At 70.5% G+C, this 21013-nt stretch carries 17 protein-coding genes; all 17 read right to left on the bottom strand.

Annotated elements, in window-relative coordinates:
- Positions 1-857: 857 nt before the first annotated feature.
- The gene (ftsZ, locus tag HQN59_RS24545; RefSeq protein ID WP_176071781.1) at positions 858-2057 is read right to left on the bottom strand and encodes a cell division protein FtsZ; all 1200 of its coding nucleotides are present in this window, start codon (positions 2055-2057) and stop codon (positions 858-860) included.
- 252 nt (positions 2058-2309) lie between these two features.
- Positions 2310-3539 carry a cell division protein FtsA gene (gene ftsA / locus HQN59_RS24550; RefSeq protein WP_176071782.1) on the bottom strand — a complete coding sequence of 410 codons (1230 nt, stop codon included), beginning with the start codon at positions 3537-3539 and terminating at the stop codon, positions 2310-2312.
- Positions 3540-3614: 75 nt separating this feature from the next.
- The gene (locus HQN59_RS24555; RefSeq protein WP_342451309.1) at positions 3615-4445 is read right to left on the bottom strand and encodes a cell division protein FtsQ/DivIB; all 831 of its coding nucleotides are present in this window, start codon (positions 4443-4445) and stop codon (positions 3615-3617) included.
- Complete coding sequence (locus HQN59_RS24560; RefSeq protein ID WP_176071783.1) at positions 4442-5491, bottom strand: D-alanine--D-alanine ligase; 1050 nt, start codon at positions 5489-5491, stop codon at positions 4442-4444. Before HQN59_RS24560 ends, HQN59_RS24555 begins: the two co-directional genes overlap by 4 nt.
- Positions 5488-6915 (bottom strand): UDP-N-acetylmuramate--L-alanine ligase, encoded by a 1428-nt coding sequence (murC, locus tag HQN59_RS24565; RefSeq protein WP_176071784.1) that lies wholly within the window; start codon positions 6913-6915, stop codon positions 5488-5490. The genes HQN59_RS24560 and murC overlap by 4 nt, the downstream gene beginning before the upstream one ends.
- 162 nt (positions 6916-7077) lie before the next feature.
- On the bottom strand, positions 7078-8157 hold the full coding sequence (gene murG / locus HQN59_RS24570) for an undecaprenyldiphospho-muramoylpentapeptide beta-N-acetylglucosaminyltransferase (protein WP_176071785.1): 1080 nt from the start codon (positions 8155-8157) through the stop codon (positions 7078-7080).
- A gap of 154 nt (positions 8158-8311) precedes the next feature.
- Complete coding sequence (ftsW, locus tag HQN59_RS24575; protein ID WP_176071786.1) at positions 8312-9589, bottom strand: putative lipid II flippase FtsW; 1278 nt, start codon at positions 9587-9589, stop codon at positions 8312-8314.
- Entirely contained in the window at positions 9586-11556 is a 1971-nt protein-coding gene (gene murD, locus HQN59_RS24580; RefSeq protein WP_246295147.1) for a UDP-N-acetylmuramoyl-L-alanine--D-glutamate ligase, read from the bottom strand. Before murD ends, ftsW begins: the two co-directional genes overlap by 4 nt.
- A gap of 5 nt (positions 11557-11561) precedes the next feature.
- A complete protein-coding gene (mraY, locus tag HQN59_RS24585; protein WP_176071787.1) occupies positions 11562-12740 on the bottom strand; it encodes a phospho-N-acetylmuramoyl-pentapeptide-transferase in 1179 nt (392 codons plus the stop codon).
- Complete coding sequence (locus HQN59_RS24590; protein ID WP_246295148.1) at positions 12730-14127, bottom strand: UDP-N-acetylmuramoyl-tripeptide--D-alanyl-D-alanine ligase; 1398 nt, start codon at positions 14125-14127, stop codon at positions 12730-12732. The genes mraY and HQN59_RS24590 overlap by 11 nt, the downstream gene beginning before the upstream one ends.
- On the bottom strand, positions 14124-15701 hold the full coding sequence (locus HQN59_RS24595; RefSeq protein ID WP_176071788.1) for a UDP-N-acetylmuramoyl-L-alanyl-D-glutamate--2,6-diaminopimelate ligase: 1578 nt from the start codon (positions 15699-15701) through the stop codon (positions 14124-14126). Before HQN59_RS24595 ends, HQN59_RS24590 begins: the two co-directional genes overlap by 4 nt.
- Positions 15702-15717: 16 nt before the next feature.
- Positions 15718-17514 carry a peptidoglycan D,D-transpeptidase FtsI family protein gene (locus HQN59_RS24600; RefSeq protein ID WP_176071789.1) on the bottom strand — a complete coding sequence of 599 codons (1797 nt, stop codon included), beginning with the start codon at positions 17512-17514 and terminating at the stop codon, positions 15718-15720.
- The gene (gene ftsL / locus HQN59_RS24605; protein ID WP_176071790.1) at positions 17511-17813 is read right to left on the bottom strand and encodes a cell division protein FtsL; all 303 of its coding nucleotides are present in this window, start codon (positions 17811-17813) and stop codon (positions 17511-17513) included. Before ftsL ends, HQN59_RS24600 begins: the two co-directional genes overlap by 4 nt.
- Entirely contained in the window at positions 17810-18757 is a 948-nt protein-coding gene (gene rsmH / locus HQN59_RS24610) for a 16S rRNA (cytosine(1402)-N(4))-methyltransferase RsmH (protein ID WP_176071791.1), read from the bottom strand. The genes ftsL and rsmH overlap by 4 nt, the downstream gene beginning before the upstream one ends.
- Complete coding sequence (locus HQN59_RS24615; protein WP_176071792.1) at positions 18757-19185, bottom strand: division/cell wall cluster transcriptional repressor MraZ; 429 nt, start codon at positions 19183-19185, stop codon at positions 18757-18759. The genes rsmH and HQN59_RS24615 overlap by 1 nt, the downstream gene beginning before the upstream one ends.
- A gap of 551 nt (positions 19186-19736) precedes the next feature.
- Positions 19737-20528 carry a hypothetical protein gene (locus HQN59_RS24620; RefSeq protein WP_176071793.1) on the bottom strand — a complete coding sequence of 264 codons (792 nt, stop codon included), beginning with the start codon at positions 20526-20528 and terminating at the stop codon, positions 19737-19739.
- Complete coding sequence (locus HQN59_RS24625) at positions 20425-20964, bottom strand: DUF488 domain-containing protein (RefSeq protein ID WP_176071794.1); 540 nt, start codon at positions 20962-20964, stop codon at positions 20425-20427. Before HQN59_RS24625 ends, HQN59_RS24620 begins: the two co-directional genes overlap by 104 nt.
- Between the last annotated feature and the right edge of the window lie 49 nt (positions 20965-21013).

Raw genomic sequence — 21013 nt, forward strand, 5'->3', positions numbered from 1 at the left:
TCTCGAACTCGCCGCTTTCGCAGCCCGCTTCGTCGAAGCGACCGGCCGATCAAGCTTTCACCCCATCAGCCAAGCCCACGATTATGACAGCCTCCGAAGAAACCCGTCAAGCCCGAGAGCCGCCGCCAGCTCGCACCCTCCGGGCACCCGCCAGCAGCCTCGGCCGACTCCGCTTGCGCGTCACCAGCCGAGCCCGCGATTGTGCCAGCACCAGTGAGCGAGGGTCAACGGGCCGTGCGGGCTCGCTGGCAACCCGGGCGCGCCGCGTCCCCAGGTCGGCAGCCGGATCCGGCTCTCTCGCTGCGGAAGGTGACGCCAACGCCACCCTCGTCCTTCTGGCTCCTCCGCTCGCGGCCGCTTCGCGTCGCGACCCCAACACGTCGCCGCCCAGCGTTTGCAGCGTCACGTACCAGCGGTCGGGCCGGCTGGCTCAGGCAGAAGCGGAGCCGAACGCGGCTCGCCTGGTGTCGGATCCCCTTCTGCCTCGGTTCACCAGGAGGCGCGCGCCGCGCCGTGACCCCGCCGCACGCGGCGCATGCGCCCTGCAAATGCCGCTCCTGATCGGGAGCCAGCCGGCGGTCGGGAGCGGCCTGCTTCCGAGCAGGCCGCAGACTCCGCGCACGCCGTTCACGTACGGCGTGCGACGTGCCGACACGCTCAGTGCGTCACTCAAACTCTTGATGCGACGAGCCCGAGCAGCGGGCCCCGCTTAACGGACAGACGCAGGAAGACCCCTCGACCGATGCGGCGAGAAGCGTCGCGAACCGCCCGAGCCGCGTGCGCAGGCGCGCGGCCGTACTTGAGTACGGCGAGCACCTCCGTGCGCAGATCGGGCGGTGCAATAGCTTGGTGCCGTATCAGTCAGCCTGCTTGCGCAGGAAGGCCGGGATCTCGATCTCGTCCATCCCGTTGCTCGCGAGGGCATCGACCTTCGCGGCAGCGGTCCGACCATTGCGCCACACGCTCGGCGTGCTGAGCCCGCTGTAGTCGTGCGCCTGCGAGGGCATCTGCAGCGGCTGGTTCAGCACCGGCACGTTGTCGGTGCCGGTGCGCTGCAGCGGCGCGCTGTGCACGACGCTGATCGGCGTCTGCTGCACGCGCTTGGCGGGCGAGAGGCCGGTCGCGATCACCGTCACGCGCAGCTGGTCGCCGAGCGACTCGTCGTAGGCGGTGCCGTAGATCACGTGGGCGTCGTCGGCTGCGTAGCGACGGATGGTGTTCATCGCGTTGCGGCTCTCCGACAGCTTGAACGTGTTGCGGTTCGCCGCGATCAGCACCAGCACGCCGCGCGCGCCCGAGAGATCGATGCCCTCGAGCAGCGGGCAGGCCACCGCCGCTTCGGCCGCCTTGGTCGCACGGTCCGGGCCGCCCGCGATCGCCGTGCCCATCATCGCCTTGCCCGGCTCGCTCATCACCGTCTTGACGTCCTCGAAGTCGACATTGACGAGGCCCGGGATGTGGATGATGTCGCTGATGCCGCCGACGGCGTTCTTCAGCACGTCGTTGGCGTGCGCGAACGCCTGGTCCTGCGTGATGTCGTCGCCGAGCACGTCGAGCAGGCGATCGTTGAGGATCACGATCAGCGAATCGACGTTGGCCTCGAGTTCCGCCAGGCCCGCGTCGGCGGCCTTCGAGCGGCGCGGCCCCTCGAAGTCGAACGGCTTGGTGACGACGCCGACCGTGAGGATGCCCATCTCCTTGGCGACGCGCGCGATCACCGGCGCCGCGCCGGTGCCGGTGCCGCCGCCCATGCCGGCGGTGATGAACAGCATGTGCGCGCCTTCGATCGACTCGCGAATGCGGTCGACCGCTTCTTCGGCGGCCGCCTTGCCCGCCTCGGGCTTGGCACCGGCGCCGAGGCCGGTGGTGCCGAGCTGGATCAGGTGGTTCGCGCCCGAGCGGTTCAGCGCCTGCGCGTCGGTGTTGGCGTTGATGAAGTCGACGCCTTGCACGCCCTGGTTGATCATGTGATCGACCGCGTTGCCGCCGCCGCCACCCACGCCGATCACCTTGATCTGCGTGCCCATGCTGAACTCCTCGATCATTTCGATAGCCATTTGCTTGCTCCAGTTCTTTGTTGCAGTTGCCTGAATCGGTTTGGGTTGTCTTGAGATACGTTCGAGTTTTGGCCGTGTGCGTCACCCGGTCAGCGGTGGGTCGTGCGCGTGCCACCGCCGGGCCGCGGAAGTCGTGAACAAACCGTCGCGAGCGGCCCGAGGCTGCGACGGGAAGCGCGGTCGTACCGGACGTGCGCTGCGCAACGCGGTAGCAGCTATGAGTCGCGCAGCGGGTTTATTCATGGCTTCCTGTCAGAAGTTGCCAAGGAACCAGTCCTTGGCGCGCCCGAAGAGTGTCTTGACCGAGCCCGCCTGCTGCGCCGCGCGCAGACCTCGCGTGCGTGCGAGGCGGCCCTCTTCCAGGAGTCCCATCACGGTGGCCGAGCGCGGGTTGGCGACCATGTCGTGCAGCGCGCCGCGGTAGGTGGGCAGACCTTTGCGCACGGGCTTGAGGAAGATGTCCTCACCGAGCTCGATCATTCCGGGCATCACCGCGGCGCCGCCGGTGATCACGACGCCCGACGACAGCAGCTCCTCGAAGCCGCTTTCGCGGATCACCTGGTGGACCAGCGAGTAGATCTCCTCGATGCGCGGCTCGATCACGCCGGCGAGCGCCTGGCGGCTCAGCATGCGCGGCGGGCGGTCGCCGAGGCCGGGCACCTCGAGCTGCTCGTTCGGGTCGGCGAGCAGCTGCTTGGCGACGCCGAACTCGACCTTGATCTCTTCCGCGTCCTTGGTCGGCGTGCGCAGCGCCATTGCGATGTCGCTGGTGATCAGGTCGCCGGCGATCGGGATCACCGCGGTATGTCGGATCGAGCCGTCGGTGAAGATCGCGACGTCGGTGGTGCCGGCGCCGATGTCGACCAGCACCACGCCGAGGTCCTTCTCGTCCTCGGTGAGCACCGCATGGCTCGACGCGCTCGGGTTCAGCACCAGCTGCTCGACCTCGAGCCCGCAGCGCCGCACGCACTTGACGATGTTCTCGGCGGCACTCTGAGCGCCGGTCACGATGTGCACCTTCACCTCGAGACGGCCGCCGCTCATGCCGATCGGCTCCTTGACCTCGTGGCCGTCGATCACGAACTCCTGCGGCTCGACGAGCAGGAGGCGCTGGTCGTTCGGAATGTTGATCGCCTTGGCGGTCTCGACGACGCGCATGACGTCGACCGGCGTGACCTCCTTGTCGCGCACGATCACCATGCCGGTCGAGTTCTGGCCGCGGATGTGGCTGCCGGTGATGCCGGTGTAGACCCGCGTGATCTTGCAGTCGGCCATCATCTCGGCCTCCTTCAAGGCCTGCTGGATCGACTGCACCGTCGCGTCGATGTTGACGACGACGCCGCGCTTCAAACCGTGCGCGGGCGCGCTGCCGAGCCCGGCGATGCGCAGGTCGCCGTCGGGCAGCACCTCGGCCACCACCGCCATCACCTTGGCGGTGCCGATGTCGAGGCCGACGACGAGGTCCTTGAGTTCCTTGGCCATGTCAGCGGGCACCCGTCCGCACGCGCTCGGCGCGGCGCGGCGGCCGGCCGCGGGCAAGGAGTTCGGGGAGGCGCTTCATCGTGTGGTTCCTGGTTTGCGTGGCGGCTTCGCGGGCACCGGTTCGAGCGTCGTCGTGACGCCCTTCAGGCGGACCGCGTAGCCCTGGTTGTGGCGCAGATCGGCGTATTCGAGCGGGCGCTGGTAGCGCGCGGTGACGTGCGGCAGCGTGCCGATGAAAGTCAGCGTGCGCGCGATCACGTCGTCGTCGCGGCCGCGTCCGATCTCGACCGTGGCGCCGCTGTCGAGCGTCGCCTGCCACGAGCCGCGGGCCGACAGCGCGAGCGCAGTGACGCTGGCAGCGAGCGGCGCGAACGTCGGATTGAGGCGCTGCCACATCGCGAGCACGTGCGCGGCGCTGCCGTCCGGCCCTTCGAGGGTCGGCAACTCGTCGTCCTCGACCGCGCCCACATTGGCCTCGAACACCTCGCCGAAGCTGTTGACGAGCTTCTCGGTCTCGCTCGCGCTGCCCCACAGCGCGACCGGGCGGTGCTCCTCGAGGCGCACCTCGAGCCGGTTCGGCCAGACCCGGCTGACGACCGCGCGGCGCACCCACGGCACGCTCTCGAACGCGCGGCGCGCATCGCCAAGGTCGATCGTGAAGAAGCTTCCCGCCAGGCGCGGCGCGGCGTTGGCACGGATCGTCGAGACGCTGTTGCGCGAGACGTCGCCTTCGACACGGATCGCGCGGATCGTGAACACCGGCTGGCGCGCGAGCCAGAGCAGCGCGACGCCGATGAGCGCCAGCGCGCCGAGCAGCATCAGCAGGTTGGCCGCTCGGTTCATCAGGCGCACGTCGGCCGGCAACTCGGGCGCGGCCTGCGCGTAACCGGGGTTGCGCACGATCACCGGTCTTCCTCCGGCGGCGGCGTGTCGAGTGCGGACGCGCGCGGCGGCGCGTCCAGGGTTGCGCCGATCAGCAGCTCGACGCAGAGCTGCTCGTAGGGAATGCCGGCGGCCTTGGCGGACATCGGCACCAGCGAGTGCGTCGTCATGCCCGGCGAGGTGTTCATCTCCAGCAGGAACGGCTTGCGATCGCTGCGGCGGATCATCAGGTCGGCACGGCCCCAGCCGCGGCAGCCGAGCGTGCGGTACGCCTTAAGCGCAAGACTCGCGATCGCCTGCTCCTCCGCTTCCGGCAAGCCCGCCGGGCAGCGATAGGTGACGACGTCGGTGAAGTACTTGTTCTGGTAGTCGTACGCGCCTTCGGGGGCCTCGATCTTCACGACGGGCAGCGCGCGTGCGCTCGCGCCCTGGCCGATCAGCGCACAGGTGACCTCGTCGCCGTCGATGAACTCCTCGCACAGCACGTCGGGGTCGTAGCGCGCGGCGAGCTCGACCGCGGCCTGCATGTCGGAGTAACCGACGACCTTGCTGATGCCGATCGAAGAGCCTTCGCGCGGCGGCTTCACGATGAGCGGCAGGCCGAGCTCGTCGGAAATCGTGCGAACACGCCCGGCGCCGTGCTCGCCCGGCGCGAGCCACGCGAAGCGCGGCGTCGACAGGCCCTCGGCGAGCCACACCCGCTTCGTCATCACCTTGTCCATCGCGATCGCGGACGCCATCACGCCCGACCCGGTGTACGGGATGCGCAGCAGCTCGAGTGCGCCCTGCACGCTGCCGTCCTCGCCGTGACGACCGTGCAGCGCGATGAAGACGCGCTGGAAGCCGTCGCGCTTGAGCTCGGAGAGATCGCGCGTCGACGGGTCGAATGCATGCGCGTCGACGCCGCGCGACTGCAGCGCGGCGAGCACGCCGCGCCCCGACATCAGCGAGATCTCGCGCTCGGCCGAGCTGCCGCCGAGCAGCACCGCGACCTTGCCGAGGCGAACGCCGACGGCCTTGTCGCGTGCGCTCAGGTGGCGGGTGCCGAACGGATGAAAGCGCGTGCTCATCGAACCTCCTTGAGCAGCTCGACCACGCGGCCGGCGACGTTGCCGATCGAACCGGCGCCCATCGCGATGACGACGTCGCCGTCGCGCGCGTGCTCGGTGATCGCGCCCGGCATGTCGGCGATGTCGTCGACGAACACCGGGTCGACCTTGCCGGCGACGCGCAGCGCGCGCGCGAGCGCACGACCGTCGGCGGCGACGATCGGCGCCTCGCCGGCGGCGTAGACGTCCGCGAGCAGCACGGCGTCGGCGCTGCCGATCACCTTGACGAAATCCTCGAAGCAGTCGCGCGTGCGCGTGTAGCGGTGCGGCTGGAACGCGAGCACGAGGCGGCGCCCCGGGTACGCGCCGCGCGCGGCCGCGAGCGTCGCCGCCATCTCGACCGGGTGGTGGCCGTAGTCGTCGATCAGGGTGAAGCTGCCGCTGCGGCGGCGCTCGCCGTCGCGCGCGAGCGTCGGCTGCTCGCCGTAAGGCTGGAAGCGTCGGCCGACTCCCTTGAAGTCGGCGAGCCCCTCGACCACCGCCGCATCGGGCAGCTCGAGCTCGGCGGCGACCGCGATCGCGGCGAGCGCGTTCAGCACGTTGTGGCGGCCCGGCAGGTTGAGGCGCACCGCAAGGTCGGGCATCTGCACGCCGTTCCGGCGCTGCACCGTGAACTGCATCGCGGCGCCCTGCGCCTCGACGTCGACCGCGCGCACCATCGCGTCCTCGGCGAAGCCGTAGGTGACGATCGGGCGCGACACCATCGGCATGATCGAGCGCACGCCGGCGTCGTCCGCGCACACGATCGCGGCGCCGTAGAACGGCATGCGGTGGATGAACTCGACGAACGCCGCCTTGAGCCGGGCGAAGTCGTGCCCGTAGGTGTCCATGTGGTCGGCGTCGATGTTGGTGACGACCGCCATCACCGGCAGCAGGTTGAGGAACGAGGCGTCCGACTCGTCGGCCTCGACCACGATGTAGTCGCCCGAGCCGAGCCGCGAGTTCGCGCCGGCGGCGTTGAGCCGGCCGCCGATCACGAAGGTCGGGTCGACGCCCGCCGCCGCGAGCACGCTCGTCACCAGGCTCGTGGTCGTGGTCTTGCCGTGCGTGCCGGCGATCGCGATGCCTTGCTTGAGGCGCATCAGCTCGGCCAGCATCACGGCGCGCGGCACCACCGGCACGCGCCTCGCGCGCGCGGCGATCACCTCGGGGTTGTCGCCCTTCACCGCGCTCGACGTGACGACCGCCTCGGCACCTTCGATGTTGGCGGCGTCGTGTCCGATCGTCACGCCGATGCCGAGTGCCGCGAGGCGCCGCGTCGTCGCGCTCTCGCTCTGGTCCGAGCCGGTCACGCGGTACGCGAGGTTGTGCAGGATCTCGGCGATGCCGCTCATGCCGGCGCCGCCCACGCCGACGAAGTGGATGTGCTTGACCGCGTGCTTCATCGGGCGGCCTCGCGCGCCACGGCCGACTTCGTCGGCATGCGTGGCCTCTCGACGAAGTGGATGTGCTTGACCGCGTGCTTCATCGGGCGGCCTCGCGCGCCACGGCTGACTTCGTCGGCATGCGTCGCCCTTCGACGAAGTGGATGTGCTCTGCGGCGTGCTTCATGCCGCCACCAGTCGTTCGATCTCGTCGGCCACGCGGCCGGCGGCATGGGGTCGGGCGAGCGCGCGCGCCTTGCTCGCCATGGCGAGCAGCGCCTCGCGCGTGAGACCGCGCAGCAGCTCCGCGAGCCGCGCCGCAGTCAGTTCGCCCTGCGGCAGATGGATCGCAGCCCCGTGCGATGCCAGCCAGGCCGCGTTATCGCGCTGGTGCGCGGTCGTGCTCGCGATGAAAGGCACCAGCACCGACGCGACACCGGCGGCGCAGAGCTCGCTCACCGTGATGGCGCCGGCACGGCACACGATCACGTCGCAGTTGGCGAGGCGCTCGGCCATGTCGTCGATGAACGCGCGCACGTCGGCCGGCACGCCGGCGCGCGCATAGGCCTGGGTGACGGCCGCACGGTCGGCTTCGCCGGTCTGGTGCGTAATCTCCGGACGCTCGCCCGCATCCAGCAAAGCGATCGCCGCCGGCACGTTCTCGTTGAGGACGCGTGCGCCGAGGCTGCCGCCGACGACGAGCACGCGCAGCGGGCCACTGCGGCCGGCGAAGCGCTCCGCAGGCGGCGCGATCGCCTCGATCGCCGCGCGCACCGGATTGCCGGTGACGACGCCGTTCGGCACCTTGGCGGCCGAATCGCCGGCGAAGCCGAAGGCGACGCGGTCGGCGGCCTTCAGCAGCGCGCGGTTGCTGAGCAGCAGCGTCGCGTCGGCGTTCACCACCACCAGCGGGCGGCGCCGCAGCCACGCCGCCCAGCCGGCCGGAAACGACAGATAGCCGCCCATCGCGAGCACCGCGTCGGCGCGGCGCCGGCCGAGGATGCGGGCGCAGGTCCAGAACGCGCCGGCGAGGCGCAGCGCGCCGCCGAGCGTGTGCAGCAGCCCCTTGCCGCGCAGGCCGCTGAAGGCGACGCGGTCGAGCGCGATGTCGCGCGCCGGCACCAGCCGATTCTCGATGCCGCCCGGCGTGCCGAGCCAGCTGACGTGCCAGCCGCGCCCGATCATCTCGGCGGCGACGGCGAGCCCCGGGATCACGTGACCGCCGGTTCCGGCCGCGACGATGACGAGGTTGCGGACGGTCATGCGCGGCCTCCGCGCATCAGTTGCCGATTTTGGCTACGGCACGCGCATTCCATGCGCTTGACTTCGCTACACGAAGTCAGCCTTCGCCGAAACAGCCCGCTTGCGCGCATGGGGCGCGCAAGGGCCTCGCCTTGGCAGAGCCAAGCCGCGGCCCTCATGCGCGGCCTCCGCGCATGAGCTGTCTGTTTTCAATATCCACGCGCAGCACGATCGCCAGCGCCACCAGGTTCATCACGATCGCCGAGCCGCCGTAGCTCATCAGCGGCAGCGTGAGCCCCTTCGTCGGCAGCACGCCGAGGTTGACGCCCATGTTGATGAACGCCTGGCCCGACATCCAGATCGCGATGCCCTGCGCGTAGAGGCCGGCGAACACGCGATCGAGGGCGATCGCCTGGCGGCCGATGTGGAAGATGCGGCGGGCGAGCCAGAAGAACGCGACGATCACGCAGGCGACGCCGACGAAGCCGAGCTCCTCGCCGATCACCGCCAGCAGGAAGTCGGTGTGCGCCTCCGGCAGGTAGTGCAGCTTCTCGACGCTCGACCCGAGCCCCTGGCCGAAGATCTCGCCGCGGCCGAACGCGATCAGCGAGTGCGAGAGCTGGTAGGCCTTGCCCAGCGTGTAGCGCTCGTCCCAGGGGTTGAGGTACGCGAAGATGCGCTCGCGCCGCCACGGGCTCAGGGTGATCATCAGCACGAACGCGCCGACCAGCACCACCGTGATCAGCGAGAACATGCGCCCGTTGACGCCGCCGAGGAAGAGGATTCCCATCGCGATGGCGGCGATCACCATGAACGCGCCCATGTCGGGTTCGGCCAGCAGCAGCAGGCCCACCACCGCGATCGCGACCGCCATCGGCATCACCGCACGGAAGAAGTTCTCCTTCACGTCCATGCGCCGCACCATGTAGCCGGCGGCGTACATCGCGATCGCGATCTTGGCAAGCTCGGACGGCTGGAAGCTCATGATCCCGAGCGGGATCCAGCGCCGCGCCCCGTTCATCGACTTGCCGATGAACGGCACCAGCACCAGGATCAGCGTCAGCAGCGCGGCCACGAATATCCACGGCGAGAGCTTCTCCCACACGCTCACCGGCACCTGCACCGCGACCACCGCCGCGAGCACCGCGATCGCGATCGACGCGATGTGGCGGGTCAGGAAGTAGGTCTGCGAGTAGCGCGCGAACTTGGGGTTGTCGGGCAACGCGATCGACGCGCTGTAGACCATCACGAGGCCGAGCGCCAGCAGTCCCGCGACGACCCAGACCAGGCTGCGGTCGAAGCCGAGCAGGCGCGCCGGCTGGCCGCTGTCGACGCTGATCCACTCGCGCACCGGGATCTCGGCGCGCTCCGTGCGCGCCGAACCCTCGCGGCGCAAGAGGCCGCCGAAGCGGGCGCGCAGGGCCTGCCAGCCGGACAAGGTTTCGGTGCTCATGCCATCACCCCCGCGCGGTCGGCCGCGATCGCGCGCACCGTGTCGACGAACACCGCGGCGCGATGCGCGTAGTCGCGGAACATGTCGAGGCTCGCGCACGCCGGGCTCAGCAGCACGGCGTCGCCGGGCTGCGCCTGCTCGAAGCACCACCGTGTCGCCGCCTCCAGGCTCGGGTGGCGCGTGAGCGGCAGCCCGGTCGCGCCGACGACTCGCTCGATCGCGTCGGCATCGCGGCCGATCGTGGCGATCGCACGTGCGTGGCGGCCGAGCGGCGCGAGCAGCGGCGCGAAATCCTGACCCTTGCCGTCGCCGCCGAGGATCACCGCCAGGCGCGCCGGCGCCCGATCGGCACCGAGGCCGTCGAGCGCGGCGACGGTCGCGCCGACGTTGGTGCCCTTGCTGTCGTCGAACGCGTCGATGCCGTCGATGGTCGCGATGAACTCGACGCGGTGCGGCTCGCCGCGGTACTCGCGCAGGGCGTGCAGCATCGGCGCAAGACCGCAGCCGATCGCGCTCGCCAGCGCGAGCGCGGCGAGCGCGTTGGCGGCGTTGTGGCGGCCGCGCACGCGCAGCGCGTCCGCCGGCATCAGGCGCTGCATCTGCAGGGCGCTGCTCGCGGCCTCGGCACGCGCGCGGCGCCCGCCGTCGCGCTCGGGCTCGATTGCGCGGGCCAGCCAAGCAATGCCGTGCTCGATGACGATGCCGAAGTCGCCCGCGCGCGTCGGCGCGCCGATGCCGAAGCGCACGACCTGCCGCGGCACGCTGCGCACGCGCTTCTTCGGCGCAGGCGCGGCGGGCAGCGCGGCCTCGACCGCGGGGTCGTCGCGATTGGCGACGATCACCGCGCGCGCGCCGAACACGCGTGCCTTGGCCGCGACGTAAGCGTCGAACGAGCCGTGCCAGTCGAGGTGGTCCTGCGTCAGGTTGAGCAGGGCCGCGGCGCTCGGCTCGAACCCCGTCACGCCGTCGAGCTGGAAGCTCGAGAGCTCGAGGACCCAGACCTCGGGAAGCTCGGCGAGCGCCGGGTGAACCGGGGCCGGCGCGGTTGGCGCGGCGAGCAGCGCTTCGAGTCGCGCCGGGTCGGCTTCGGCAGAGTCGTCGCCGTCGGCATCGCTTTCGTCCGGTTCGACTCGGGTCGCGGCAGGATCGCGTGCCCCGGCGTCTGCGGACGCTTCGCCGCCCGCCGCCGCGCTGTCGAAGGCGCGGGCGCCTCTCGCACCGCCTTCGGGGGCAGCGGCATCGGCGGCATCGGTTGCCGGATCCGCATCGGCGGCAGCGGAATCCGTATCGGCGGCAGAGGAATCCGTATCGGCGTCGTCGCCGCTCGCCGCATCCACATGGCCGCCCGCGGCGTCCGTGGCTGCGAACGCAGCGGCCGCAGCGGCCGCATTGCCGAGAGCGCCGGCGCCACCCTGCGCCGCTGCGACCTCGACCTCGCCGACGGCGTCGAGCGCGTCGGCCAGCGTCTGCAGCATGGTCGGACCGATGTTGCCGGCGACCGCGACGCGGCGGCCGGTGCTCTCGACGAGCTGCGCGGTCATCGCGGTGGTCGTCGTCTTGCCGTTGGTGCCGGTGATCGCGAGAACCTTCGGCGCATAGCCGATCGCGCCGGCCAGCACGTCGAGCGCTTCGGCGAACAGCCCGAGCTCGCCCTGCACCGCGATGCCGCGTTCGGCGGCCGCGCTCAGCACGGCGGCGATGCGCGTGTCGCCCGGCGCGAGGCCGGGGCTCTTCAGCACGGCGACGCAGCCTTCGAGCGCGCGCCCCGCGTCGAGCTCGCCGGCCAGGCGCTCGACCTCCGGCAGCTCGCTGGCCAGCGTCGCGGCGGCGGGCGGCTCGGCGCGCGAGTCCCAGGCGCGCACCTGCGCACCGTGGCGGGCGCACCAGCGCGCCATCGCCAGCCCCGACGCACCGAGGCCGAGCACCAGCACCGCGTGGCCTTGCAGACGTTCGATGACGAGACGCATGCCGGTCACCGCAGCTTCAGGCTCGCCAGGCCGATGAGGCACAGCAGCATGGTGATGATCCAGAACCGGACGACGACCTGCGTCTCCTTCCAGCCCGACTTCTCGAAGTGATGGTGCAGCGGCGCCATCTTGAAGAAGCGCCGCCCCTCGCCGTAGCGCCGGCGCGTGTACTTGAACCAGATGACCTGCGCCATCACCGAGAGCGCCTCGACGACGAAGACGCCGCCCATGATCCCGAGCACGATCTCCTGGCGCGTGATCACCGCGATCGTGCCGAGCGCGCCGCCGAGCGCGAGCGCGCCGACGTCGCCCATGAAGACCTGCGCGGGGTGGGTGTTGAACCACAGGAAGGCGAGCCCGGCGCCCGCCATCGCGGCGCAGAAGATCAGCAGCTCACCGGCGCCCGGGATGTACGGGAACAGCAGGTAGCGCGAATAGTCGGGCCGGCCGATGATGTAGGCGAACACGCCGAGCGCCGAGCCGACCATCACCACCGGCATGATCGCGAGGCCGTCGAGCCCGTCGGTGAGGTTCACCGCGTTGCTCGCGCCGACGATCACGAAGTAGGTGAGGCCGATGAAGCCGAACACCCCGAGCGGATACGTGATCGTCTTGAAGAACGGCAGCATCAGGTCGGCCTTCGGCGGCAGCGCGTTGGAGAACCCGCTCTGCACCCAGCGCACGAAGAGCTCGAGCACGCGCAGGTTCGACGTCTCGGAGACGCTGAACGCCAGGTAGATCGCCGCGACGAGCCCGATCACCGACTGCCAGAAGTACTTCTCGCGCGAGCGCATGCCTTCCGGGTTCTTGCCGACCACCTTGCGGTAGTCGTCGACCCAGCCGATCGCGCCGAATCCGACCGTCACCAGCATGACGATCCACACGAAACGGTTGGACCAATCGAACCAGAGCAGCGTCGACACGCCGATGCCCAGGAGGATGAGCACGCCGCCCATCGTCGGCGTGCCGCTCTTGACGTGGTGCGTGTCGACGCCGTAGCTGCGGATCGGCTGGCCGATCTTCAGCTCGGTGAGGCGCCGGATCACCCACGGGCCGAGCGCGAGGCCGATCAGCATCGCGGTCATCGCGGCCATCACGGCGCGGAACGTCAGGTACTGGAAGACGCGGAAGAAGCCGAACGCCGGCGACTGGTCCTGCAGCCACTGCGCGAGGCTATACAGCATGCGAAGCCTCCGCGGGGCCGGCGAGCGCGCGCACGACGCGCTCCATCGCCATGAAGCGCGAGCCCTTGACGAGCACGCTGCGGAAGGCCGGCAGCGCCGCCGCGTCGCCGAGTGCGCCGAGCAGGTCGGCGACGCTCGCGAAGTGGCGCGCGGGCCCGCCGAACGCGGCGGCGGCGTGACGGCTCAGGTCGCCCGCCGCCCACATGGCGTCGATGCCGCGCGAGCGCGCGTAGGCACCGATCTCGGCGTGGAACGCCGGGCCCTGGTCGCCGACCTCGCCCATGTCGCCGAGCACCAGCCAGCGCGGCGCCGCGCAGCCGGCGAGCACGTCGATCGCGGCCCGCATCGAGTCGGGATTGGCGTTGTAGGTGTCGTCGATCAGCGTCACGTCCTCGCCGGCACGCGCCAGGCGCTGCGTCTGCAGCCGCCCCTTGACCGGCTCGAAGCGGGCGAGCCCGGCGCCGATCGCGTCGAGCGGGCACCCGGCGGCGAGCGCGCACGCGCTCGCGGCGAGCGCGTTCTTCACGTTGTGGAGTCCTGCGATGGCGAGCGTGCTGTCGATGCGCCCGGCCGGCGTCGTGATGGCGAGCGCCCAGCCGGCGCCCTGCGCCTCGGCGCGCCCGGTCACGTCGGCGCGGCCCTCGAGCGCGAACGTCAGCACGCGGCGCGCGCCGGCGAGCTCGCGCCAGAGCGGCGCATAGGCGTCGTCCGCGGGAAACACGGCCGTGCCGTCGGTGCCGAGCGCCGCGATCGCGGAACCGTTCTCGCGCGCCACCGCGGCCACGTCGGCCATGAACTCGAGGTGCTCGCGCTGGGCGTTGTTGACGAGCACGACGGTCGGTGCGGCGAGCGCGGCGAGCCGGGCGATCTCGCCGGGGTGGTTCATCCCGAGCTCGACCACCGCCGCGCGGTGCGCCGTGGCGCCCTCACCGCGCAGGCCGAGCAGCGTGAGCGGCACGCCGATGTGGTTGTTGAAGTTGCCCTTGGTCGCGAACGCGGCGTCGCCCAGCCAGGCGCGCAGGATCGTCGCGATCATCTGCGTCACCGTGGTCTTGCCGTTGCTGCCGGTGACGGCGATGAGCGGCAGGTCGAAGCGGCGCCGCCACGCCGCGGCAAGCATCGCGAGCGCCGCCTCGGCGTCGGCGACCTCGAGGCCGGGAAGACCCGCTTCGGCAAGGCCGCGCTCGGCGAGCGCGGCGGCGGCGCCCGCCGCCTTCGCCTGCGGCAGGAAGTCGTTGGCGTCGAAGCGCTCGCCGCGCAACGCGACGAAAAGGTCGCCCGGCTGCAGCGTGCGGGTGTCGCTGTGCACGCGCGCGAGCGGCGTCGCCGGGTCGCCGACGAGCCGGGCCTCGGGCAGCATGCGCGCCGCGTCGCCGAGCGTCATCATGCGCGCGCTCCGGCGCCGCGGCGGCGCTCGAGTGCCGCGGCGGCGTGCACGGCGTCGGAGAACGGCAGCTTGTTGCCGCCGATCTCCTGGTAGTCCTCGTGGCCCTTGCCGGCGAGCAGCACCACGTCGGCGTCGGCAGCGTTCGCCAGCGCATGCGCGATCGCGTCGGCGCGGTTCTCGATCACGTCGACCTCGTCGTGCCCCGTGAGCCCGGCGAGGATGTTCGAGATGATGAAGTCCGGCACCTCGAAGCGGGGGTTGTCGCTGGTCACGACGACGCGCTCGGCGAGGCGGCGCGCGATCGCACCCATCAGCGGGCGCTTGCCGGGGTCGCGGTTGCCGCCGCAGCCGAACACGCACCAGAGCTGCCCGCCACGTTCGGAGGCCAGGCGCTGCAGCGCGCCGAGCGCCTTCTCGAGCGCGTCGGGCGTGTGAGCGTAGTCGACCAGGACCACCGGCCCGGCGTCGCCGCCGCCGACGCGCTGCATGCGGCCGGGCACCGGGCTCAGGACCGCGCACGTGGCCGCCGCGGCTTCGAGCGGCACGCCGCTCGCGCGCAGCACGCCGATCACGGCGAGCAGGTTCGAGACGTTGAAATCGCCGATCAGGCCGGTCGTCACGCTCGCTCGGGCGCCCGCCTCGTGGACGTCGAACGAGAGCCCTGCGGAGTCGTAGTGCACGTCCGTCGCGCGCAGCCGTGCATCGTGGCGCACGCCGTGGGTCCAGACGTCGACCGCGCGCGCGGGCTCGCCCGAGGGCTCGGCCTCGAGGCGCGACAACGCGTTCGCCGGGTCGAGCGACGCCGCGAGCGCGGCGCCGCGCTCGTCGTCGACGTTGATCACCGCCGCGCGCAGCCCGGGCCAGGCGAACAGCTGCGCCTTGGCCTGCCAGTAGGCGGTCATGTCGCCGTGATAGTCCAGGTGGTCCTGCGTGAAGTTGGTGAAGACGGCGACCTCGACCCGGGTGCCGGCGAGCCGGTGCTCGACGATGCCGATCGACGACGCCTCGATCGCGCAGGCGGCGAAGCCGGCGTCGACGAAGCGGCGCAGCGTCGCCTGCAGGGTGACCGGGTCCGGCGTGGTGAGGCCGGTCGATTCGAGCGGGAGCGCCGCGCCAGCGGCTGCGGCCGCCGCCCGCGGCGGCTCGCCGACGCCGAGCGTGCCGACGAGGCCGCAGCGCCTGCCGCACGCGGCGAGCGCCTGCGCGACCCACCACGCGGTCGACGTCTTGCCGTTGGTACCGGTGCAGGCGACGATCGACAGCCGCTCGCTCGGCTCGCCGGCGAAGCGGCTCGCGATGCGTCCGGTCGCCGCCTTGAGGCCGTCGTAGGCAGCCACGCGCGGCTCGTCGTCGTAGCCGAACACCGCCGCGCCGCGCGCCTCGATCAGGCACGCGCTCGCGCCGGCGGCGAGCGCACCCGGCACGTGGTGCCGAGCGTCGTGCGCGTAGCCGGGCCACGCGATGAACGCGTCGCCGGCGGTCACGCGCCGGCTGTCGGTGGTGAGGCCGCGCGCGCCGCGCGCCAGCAGCCAGGCGTGCGCGGCGTCGACGGTGGCGAGCTCGTGGAGCGGCATCAGCGCGCGTCCTTCATCAGAAGCTCTCGACCTCGGCCGGCATGTCCTTCGACACGATCTGCGGCTGCACGTCCATGTCGGGCTGCACGCCCATCATGCGAAGGGTCTGCTGCACGACCTCGCTGAACACCGGCGCGGCGACGTCGCCGCCGTAGTAGCGCCCGTTGCTCGGCTCGTCGAGCATCACCGCGACGATGATCCGCGGATTGAAGATCGGGGCGATACCCACGAACCAGGCGCGGTACTTCTTGGTCGCGTAGCCCTTGCCTTCCTGCTTGTACGCGGTGCCGCTCTTGCCGCCGACCGCGTAGCCCATGACCTGCGCCTTGGGCGCGGTGCCGCCCGGCAGCGTGACGAGATGCAGCATCTCGCGGATCTGGCGCGCGGTCTTGGGCGAGAGCACCCGCAGGCCCGTCGCCATCGGCGGCGGCGCACTGCCGACCGGGCGCGTCAGCGAGACCGGGATCATTTCGCCGTCGTGTGCGAACACCGTGTAGGCGTGGGCGATCTGGAACAGCGACGCCGAGAGGCCGTAGCCGTAGCTCATCGTCGCCTGCTCGATCGGGCGCCAGCTCTTGTAGGGGCGCAGGCGCCCGGTCACCGCACCGGGGAAGCCGATCTGCGGCTTCTGGCCGAAGCCGATCGCGCTGTACAGCTCCCACATCTCGCGCGGCGAGAACGTCATCGCCATGCGCACCGCGCCGACGTTGCTCGACTTCTGGATCACCTGGGCGACCGTCAGATTGCCGTGCGCGTGCGAGTCCGTGATCGTCGAGCCGGTCAGCGTCATGCGGCCGGGCGCGGTCTGGATCACGGTGTCGGGCGTGACGCGCCTGGTCTCGAGCGCCCAGCCGGCAACGAACGGCTTCATCGTCGAGCCGGGCTCGAAGGTGTCGGTGAGCGCGCGATTGCGCAGCTGGGCCCCGCTCAGGTTGCGCCGATCGTTCGGCATGTAGCTCGGGTAGTTCGCGAGCGCCAGCACGTCGCCGGTCTGCGAGTCGATCACGACCACGCTGCCGCCCTTGGCCTTGTTCGCGGTCACCGCGTCGCGGATGCGCTGGTAGGCGAAGAACTGCACCTTCGAATCGACCGTGAGCGCGATGTCGTGGCCGTCGACCGGAGCGACGCTGTCGCCGAGGTCCTCGATGACGCGGCCGAGGCGGTCGCGGATCACCCGCCGCGAGCCGTCGCGACCGGCGAGGTTGTTCTGGAACGCGAGCTCGACGCCTTCCTGGCCGCGGTTTTCGATGTCGGTGAAGCCGACGATGTGCGCCGCCGACTCGCTTTCAGGGTACGAGCGCTTGTACTCGCGGATCTGGTGCACGCCCTTGATGCCGAGCGCCTTGATCTGCTGGGCGACGCCGTCGTCGACCTGGCGCTTGAGCCAGACGAAGTTCTGGCTGCCGGCGAGCCGGTCGTCGAGCTCGCGCGGCGTCATGCCGACGAGCTTGGCGAGCGCGGCGCGCGCGCCGTCGTCGGCATCGATGTCCTTCGGGATCGCCCAGATCGACGGCGCGGGGATGCTCGCCGCGAGGATCAGCCCGTTGCGGTCGAAGATGCGGCCGCGGCTCGCCGGCAGGGTGAGCGTGTGCGCATAGCGGCTCTCGCCCTGCTTCAGGAAGAACGGCGCGTCGACGATCTGCACGTAGACCGCGCGCCCGAGCAGCACCAGGAAACTGAGGCCCACGAGCGCGACCAGGAACTTCGAGCGCCACGGCGGCGTTCGCGAGGCGAGCAGCGGGCTGGTCGAGTAGTTGACGCTGCGCACGCTCGTCGGAACGGCGCGCGGCTTGGGCTGACGCAGGCGGCTCATCGGGGGGTCACTCCGGAAGCAGGCAACGCCGCTCCGGCGTCGCGGGCCACGTAGAAGGTGACGGCAGGTGTCGCGCTGCGCATGGCCAGGCGGTCGCGCGCGGTGCGCTCGACCCGCGAGGGCGTCGCCTCGGTGCGCAGCTCGGTCTCGAGGCGCTCGAACTCGGTGTTGAGCGCGCGCTCCTCGGCACGCGCGCGATCGAGCTCGGTGAAGAGGCGCCGACCGTCGTACGACACCTCGATCAGGTAGACGCAGCTCGCGAGCAGGCCGACCAGCAGCACGACGTTGAGCCGGTTCATGCCGGCACCTCGGTGCGTTCGGCCACGCGCATGATCGCCGAGCGCGCGCGCGGGTTCGCCGCGAGCTCGGCGGCGCCCGGCTTCACTCGGCCGAGCGCCTTCAGGCGATGCGGCGCCTCGGCGGCGAACGGCGCGCGCCGGTCGAACACGCTGCGGCTCTCGCGGGCGATGAAGGTCTTGACGATCCGATCCTCGAGCGAGTGGAAGCTGATCACGACCAGCCGCCCGCCGGGCGCGAGCACCGCCAGCGCGGCGTTCAGCCCCTGCTCGAGCTCCTCAAGCTCGGCGTTGACGAAAATCCGAAGAGCCTGAAACGTGCGCGTTGCAGGGTTCTGGCCTGGCTCGCGGGTCTTGACCGCACCAGCCACGACCTCGGAAAGCTCCCGGGTGGTTCGAACTGGGTTCCCGCCTGCGCGCCGAGCAACAAGCGCCTTTGCAACCTGTAGAGCAAACCGTTCTTCCCCATAGTCGCGTATCACCTCCGCAATCTGGCGCTCGTCGGCGCGCTCGAGAAACTCGGCCGCGCTTTCGCCGCGGGTGGTGTCCATCCGCATGTCGAGCGGGCCGTCGAAGCGGAAGCTGAAGCCGCGCTCGGCGTGGTCGATCTGCGGCGACGACACGCCGACGTCGAGCAGCACGCCGTCGACGCGCTCGATGCCGAGGCCAGCCAGCGTCGCCGCGAGCTGAGAGAAGTTGGCGTGGTGCACCGAGAAGCGCGCGTCGGCGGCGAGCTCGGCATCGGCGGCCGCGGCATCAATGGCGTGCGGGTCGCGGTCGAGCGCGACCAGCCGGCCGGCGGGCGCCAGGCGCGCGAGCAGCGCGCGGGCATGGCCGCCACGACCGAAGGTGCCGTCGAGGTAGATGCCGTCGGTGCGCGTCACGAGCGCATCGACCGCTTCCTCCAGCAGCACGGTGGCGTGGAACGAGGGGCGTTCGGCAGCCATCAGAAGCTGAAGCTCTTGAGCGATTCGGGCATCGGCGACTGCATGACCGCCGCTTCGTGGGCGGCGTGTCGCTCGCGATCCCACAGCTCGAAGTGGCTGCCCATGCCGAGCAGCATCACGTCGCGCACCAGCCCGGCAGCGGCACGCAGCTCGGGCGCGATCAGCACGCGCGACGACGCGTCGATGTCCACGTCCATCGCGTTGCCGAGGAAGACGCGCTTCCAGCCGCTCGAATCCATCGGCAGCGCCGCGACCTTGTCGCGGAAGGTCTCCCAGGCAGGGCGCGGGAAAATCAGCAGCGAGCCCTCGGGGTGCTTCGTGATGGTGAGCTGGTTCACGCCCATCGCAGCAAGCAGTTCGCGGTGGCGTGCAGGCATGGCGATCCGACCTTTGCTGTCGAGCGTCAACGCTGCAGGGCCCTGGAACACGACGCTTGCCACAAAACCCCACAAAAGTGCACTTTCCGCCACTCTAGCGGATGCGCCGGGGTGGGTCAACGAAACGGGGAAATAAAAATCAATCGAATCAACGACTTAGCGACGAATTGATACACGCTTCGGCGACCAAAAAAGCGTTTGGAAATAAGGACTTGCGAACCCGACTGAAAGTTGCGGATCACGTGGCGGCCGGCTATGAGCCGGCTGCGCCTGCGGCGGCGAGCGAAGCCGGCGCGCGTAAGCGCGGCCAAAAGGTCTGCGCCGGCGCGGACACAACCCCTGCGCAGACCTGATGCGTTCTTGCAACACGCAAAAGCGTCTTTCGCGTGGCGAAGCGCCCGGCGCTAGGATGCCGGGGCTGCCTGAGGGGACCGGGAGTCGCGCCGGTTCGGTGTCACCGCCATACCCGCGGCGGCCGCCGGTGGCAGGAAGTCGCGCACCTGCCAGGCAGCAGCCCCACACTAGCGACCGAGGAATCCGCGTGCGTGGCGGTGCACTTCGACGCGCGTCGACGGCTCGCCGGCGGCCTGCCGCACCCCCGCTCAGAGGAGGGCGTGCTGTTTGGAGGCTTCGTCTGGCGAGACCGGCGAGCGCAGCAGTCCGATCACTATGAACTGCCGCGGGTGAGCCTTCATGGTGCCCATCACCAGGTGAAGGTTGCGCTTCGGAATGTTCTGGCCGTACTCCTCTGAGAGCACGCTCAGCGCCCGGTCGCCGTACCTGCGCTTGTACGCATGATGCGCCGCGTGGACCTCCCAATCGTGGATCTTCATCGAGTGCGAGATCCCATCGCAGGTGAAGTCATACCGGAACTCGTGCTCTACCAGCAACGGCTCGAGCCGGCCGGGGTCCAGGAGCGACACCTGCTGGAAAGCAGCTCGCAATTCACGATCTTCGCTCGAGTCCGACCTAAGCCGTCGCGCTGAAAACCGGACCGATCCGGAGTCGGGACGTACCACGCCCAAGCTCTTGTGCGTCGCCACGTTTTCAGACTTCAATGTGACTAGGGAGCGCGACACATGGGAGGACCACAAGCGGACTCTCGCTTGTTCGTCGAGCGCTGCGGCCCGCTGAACGACGCGGATCGACTCTTCATCAACGTGACGGCTCTCCGGGCGAAAGTCCCCAGGAGGCCTGGTCGCTGAATACTCGATCACGTCCCAGCGATCGAACTTCTGTTCGGGCCTCAGGTGCCGGTATCGGACCGGGTAGAGCCGGACGAACTCTCCGTCAGGCGTGATCCCCGCACAACAGACGGTCTCTTCGTACTTTTGGCTCGGCTGCGGGAACGCTTTGACCAAGATCGCGGCTCTCTCCGGCTTCGGCAGGGACATGGGTGACCTCCAGGTGCCGTACAGGAAGACCGGTAATCGCCTTCAGACGATCGGCCACGGAACTCCGATGACACGCCTTGTGATCACGCTCGAAGCACATCAGCGCAACCCGCCCCTCAAGCGACGCCGACAGCTCTTCGAGCACACGTGAATGCGAGTCGAGGTGCGCGCCAAAGGCCGCGAAGAACGCTGGATAGTCGCGCTCGACGGCGAGGCTGCGACGCAGCGGCCGCGGCGTTCCAAGGGCGCGCTCGTGGCGGTACGCGATTCCGCGGGAGGTCAGCAATTCCGCCAAGGAAGTCTTCGAGAATCCCTTGCGCCTAGACAGCGGCAGCTCTCGGACGTCCAGCAGCGTTGTGACACCTTCACGGGTCAGTGTGCGGACGAAGTCCGCGAGCGACGCGCCTTCGTAGCCGATGGTGAAAAGACCCTTCATGGCGGCGGATGGTAGCCGGCGGAGCTAGGTTGCGCCCGCGCGCCCAGCT

The organism is Rhizobacter koreensis (assembly GCF_013366375.1).
In the GTDB taxonomy this organism is placed as follows: Bacteria; Pseudomonadota; Gammaproteobacteria; order Burkholderiales; family Burkholderiaceae_C; genus Schlegelella_A; species Schlegelella_A koreensis.

Excerpts from the sequence above, each read along its gene's own strand:
- ftsZ (WP_176071781.1), bottom strand. The coding sequence starts at position 2,057 with ATGGCTATCGAAATGATCGAGGAGTTCAGCATGGGCACGCAGATCAAG.
- murC (WP_176071784.1), bottom strand. The coding sequence starts at position 6,915 with ATGAAGCACGCGGTCAAGCACATCCACTTCGTCGGCGTGGGCGGCGCC.
- mraY (WP_176071787.1), bottom strand. The coding sequence starts at position 12,740 with ATGCTGTATAGCCTCGCGCAGTGGCTGCAGGACCAGTCGCCGGCGTTC.
- HQN59_RS24620 (WP_176071793.1), bottom strand. The coding sequence starts at position 20,528 with ATGTCCCTGCCGAAGCCGGAGAGAGCCGCGATCTTGGTCAAAGCGTTC.
- HQN59_RS24600 (WP_176071789.1), bottom strand. The coding sequence starts at position 17,514 with ATGAGCCGCCTGCGTCAGCCCAAGCCGCGCGCCGTTCCGACGAGCGTG.
- HQN59_RS24625 (WP_176071794.1), bottom strand. The coding sequence starts at position 20,964 with ATGAAGGGTCTTTTCACCATCGGCTACGAAGGCGCGTCGCTCGCGGAC.
- ftsL (WP_176071790.1), bottom strand. The coding sequence starts at position 17,813 with ATGAACCGGCTCAACGTCGTGCTGCTGGTCGGCCTGCTCGCGAGCTGC.
- rsmH (WP_176071791.1), bottom strand. The coding sequence starts at position 18,757 with ATGGCTGCCGAACGCCCCTCGTTCCACGCCACCGTGCTGCTGGAGGAA.
- ftsW (WP_176071786.1), bottom strand. The coding sequence starts at position 9,589 with ATGAGCACCGAAACCTTGTCCGGCTGGCAGGCCCTGCGCGCCCGCTTC.
- HQN59_RS24595 (WP_176071788.1), bottom strand. The coding sequence starts at position 15,701 with ATGCCGCTCCACGAGCTCGCCACCGTCGACGCCGCGCACGCCTGGCTG.
- HQN59_RS24590 (WP_246295148.1), bottom strand. The coding sequence starts at position 14,127 with ATGATGACGCTCGGCGACGCGGCGCGCATGCTGCCCGAGGCCCGGCTC.
- murG (WP_176071785.1), bottom strand. The coding sequence starts at position 8,157 with ATGACCGTCCGCAACCTCGTCATCGTCGCGGCCGGAACCGGCGGTCAC.
- murD (WP_246295147.1), bottom strand. The coding sequence starts at position 11,556 with ATGCGTCTCGTCATCGAACGTCTGCAAGGCCACGCGGTGCTGGTGCTC.
- HQN59_RS24560 (WP_176071783.1), bottom strand. The coding sequence starts at position 5,491 with ATGAGCACGCGCTTTCATCCGTTCGGCACCCGCCACCTGAGCGCACGC.
- ftsA (WP_176071782.1), bottom strand. The coding sequence starts at position 3,539 with ATGGCCAAGGAACTCAAGGACCTCGTCGTCGGCCTCGACATCGGCACC.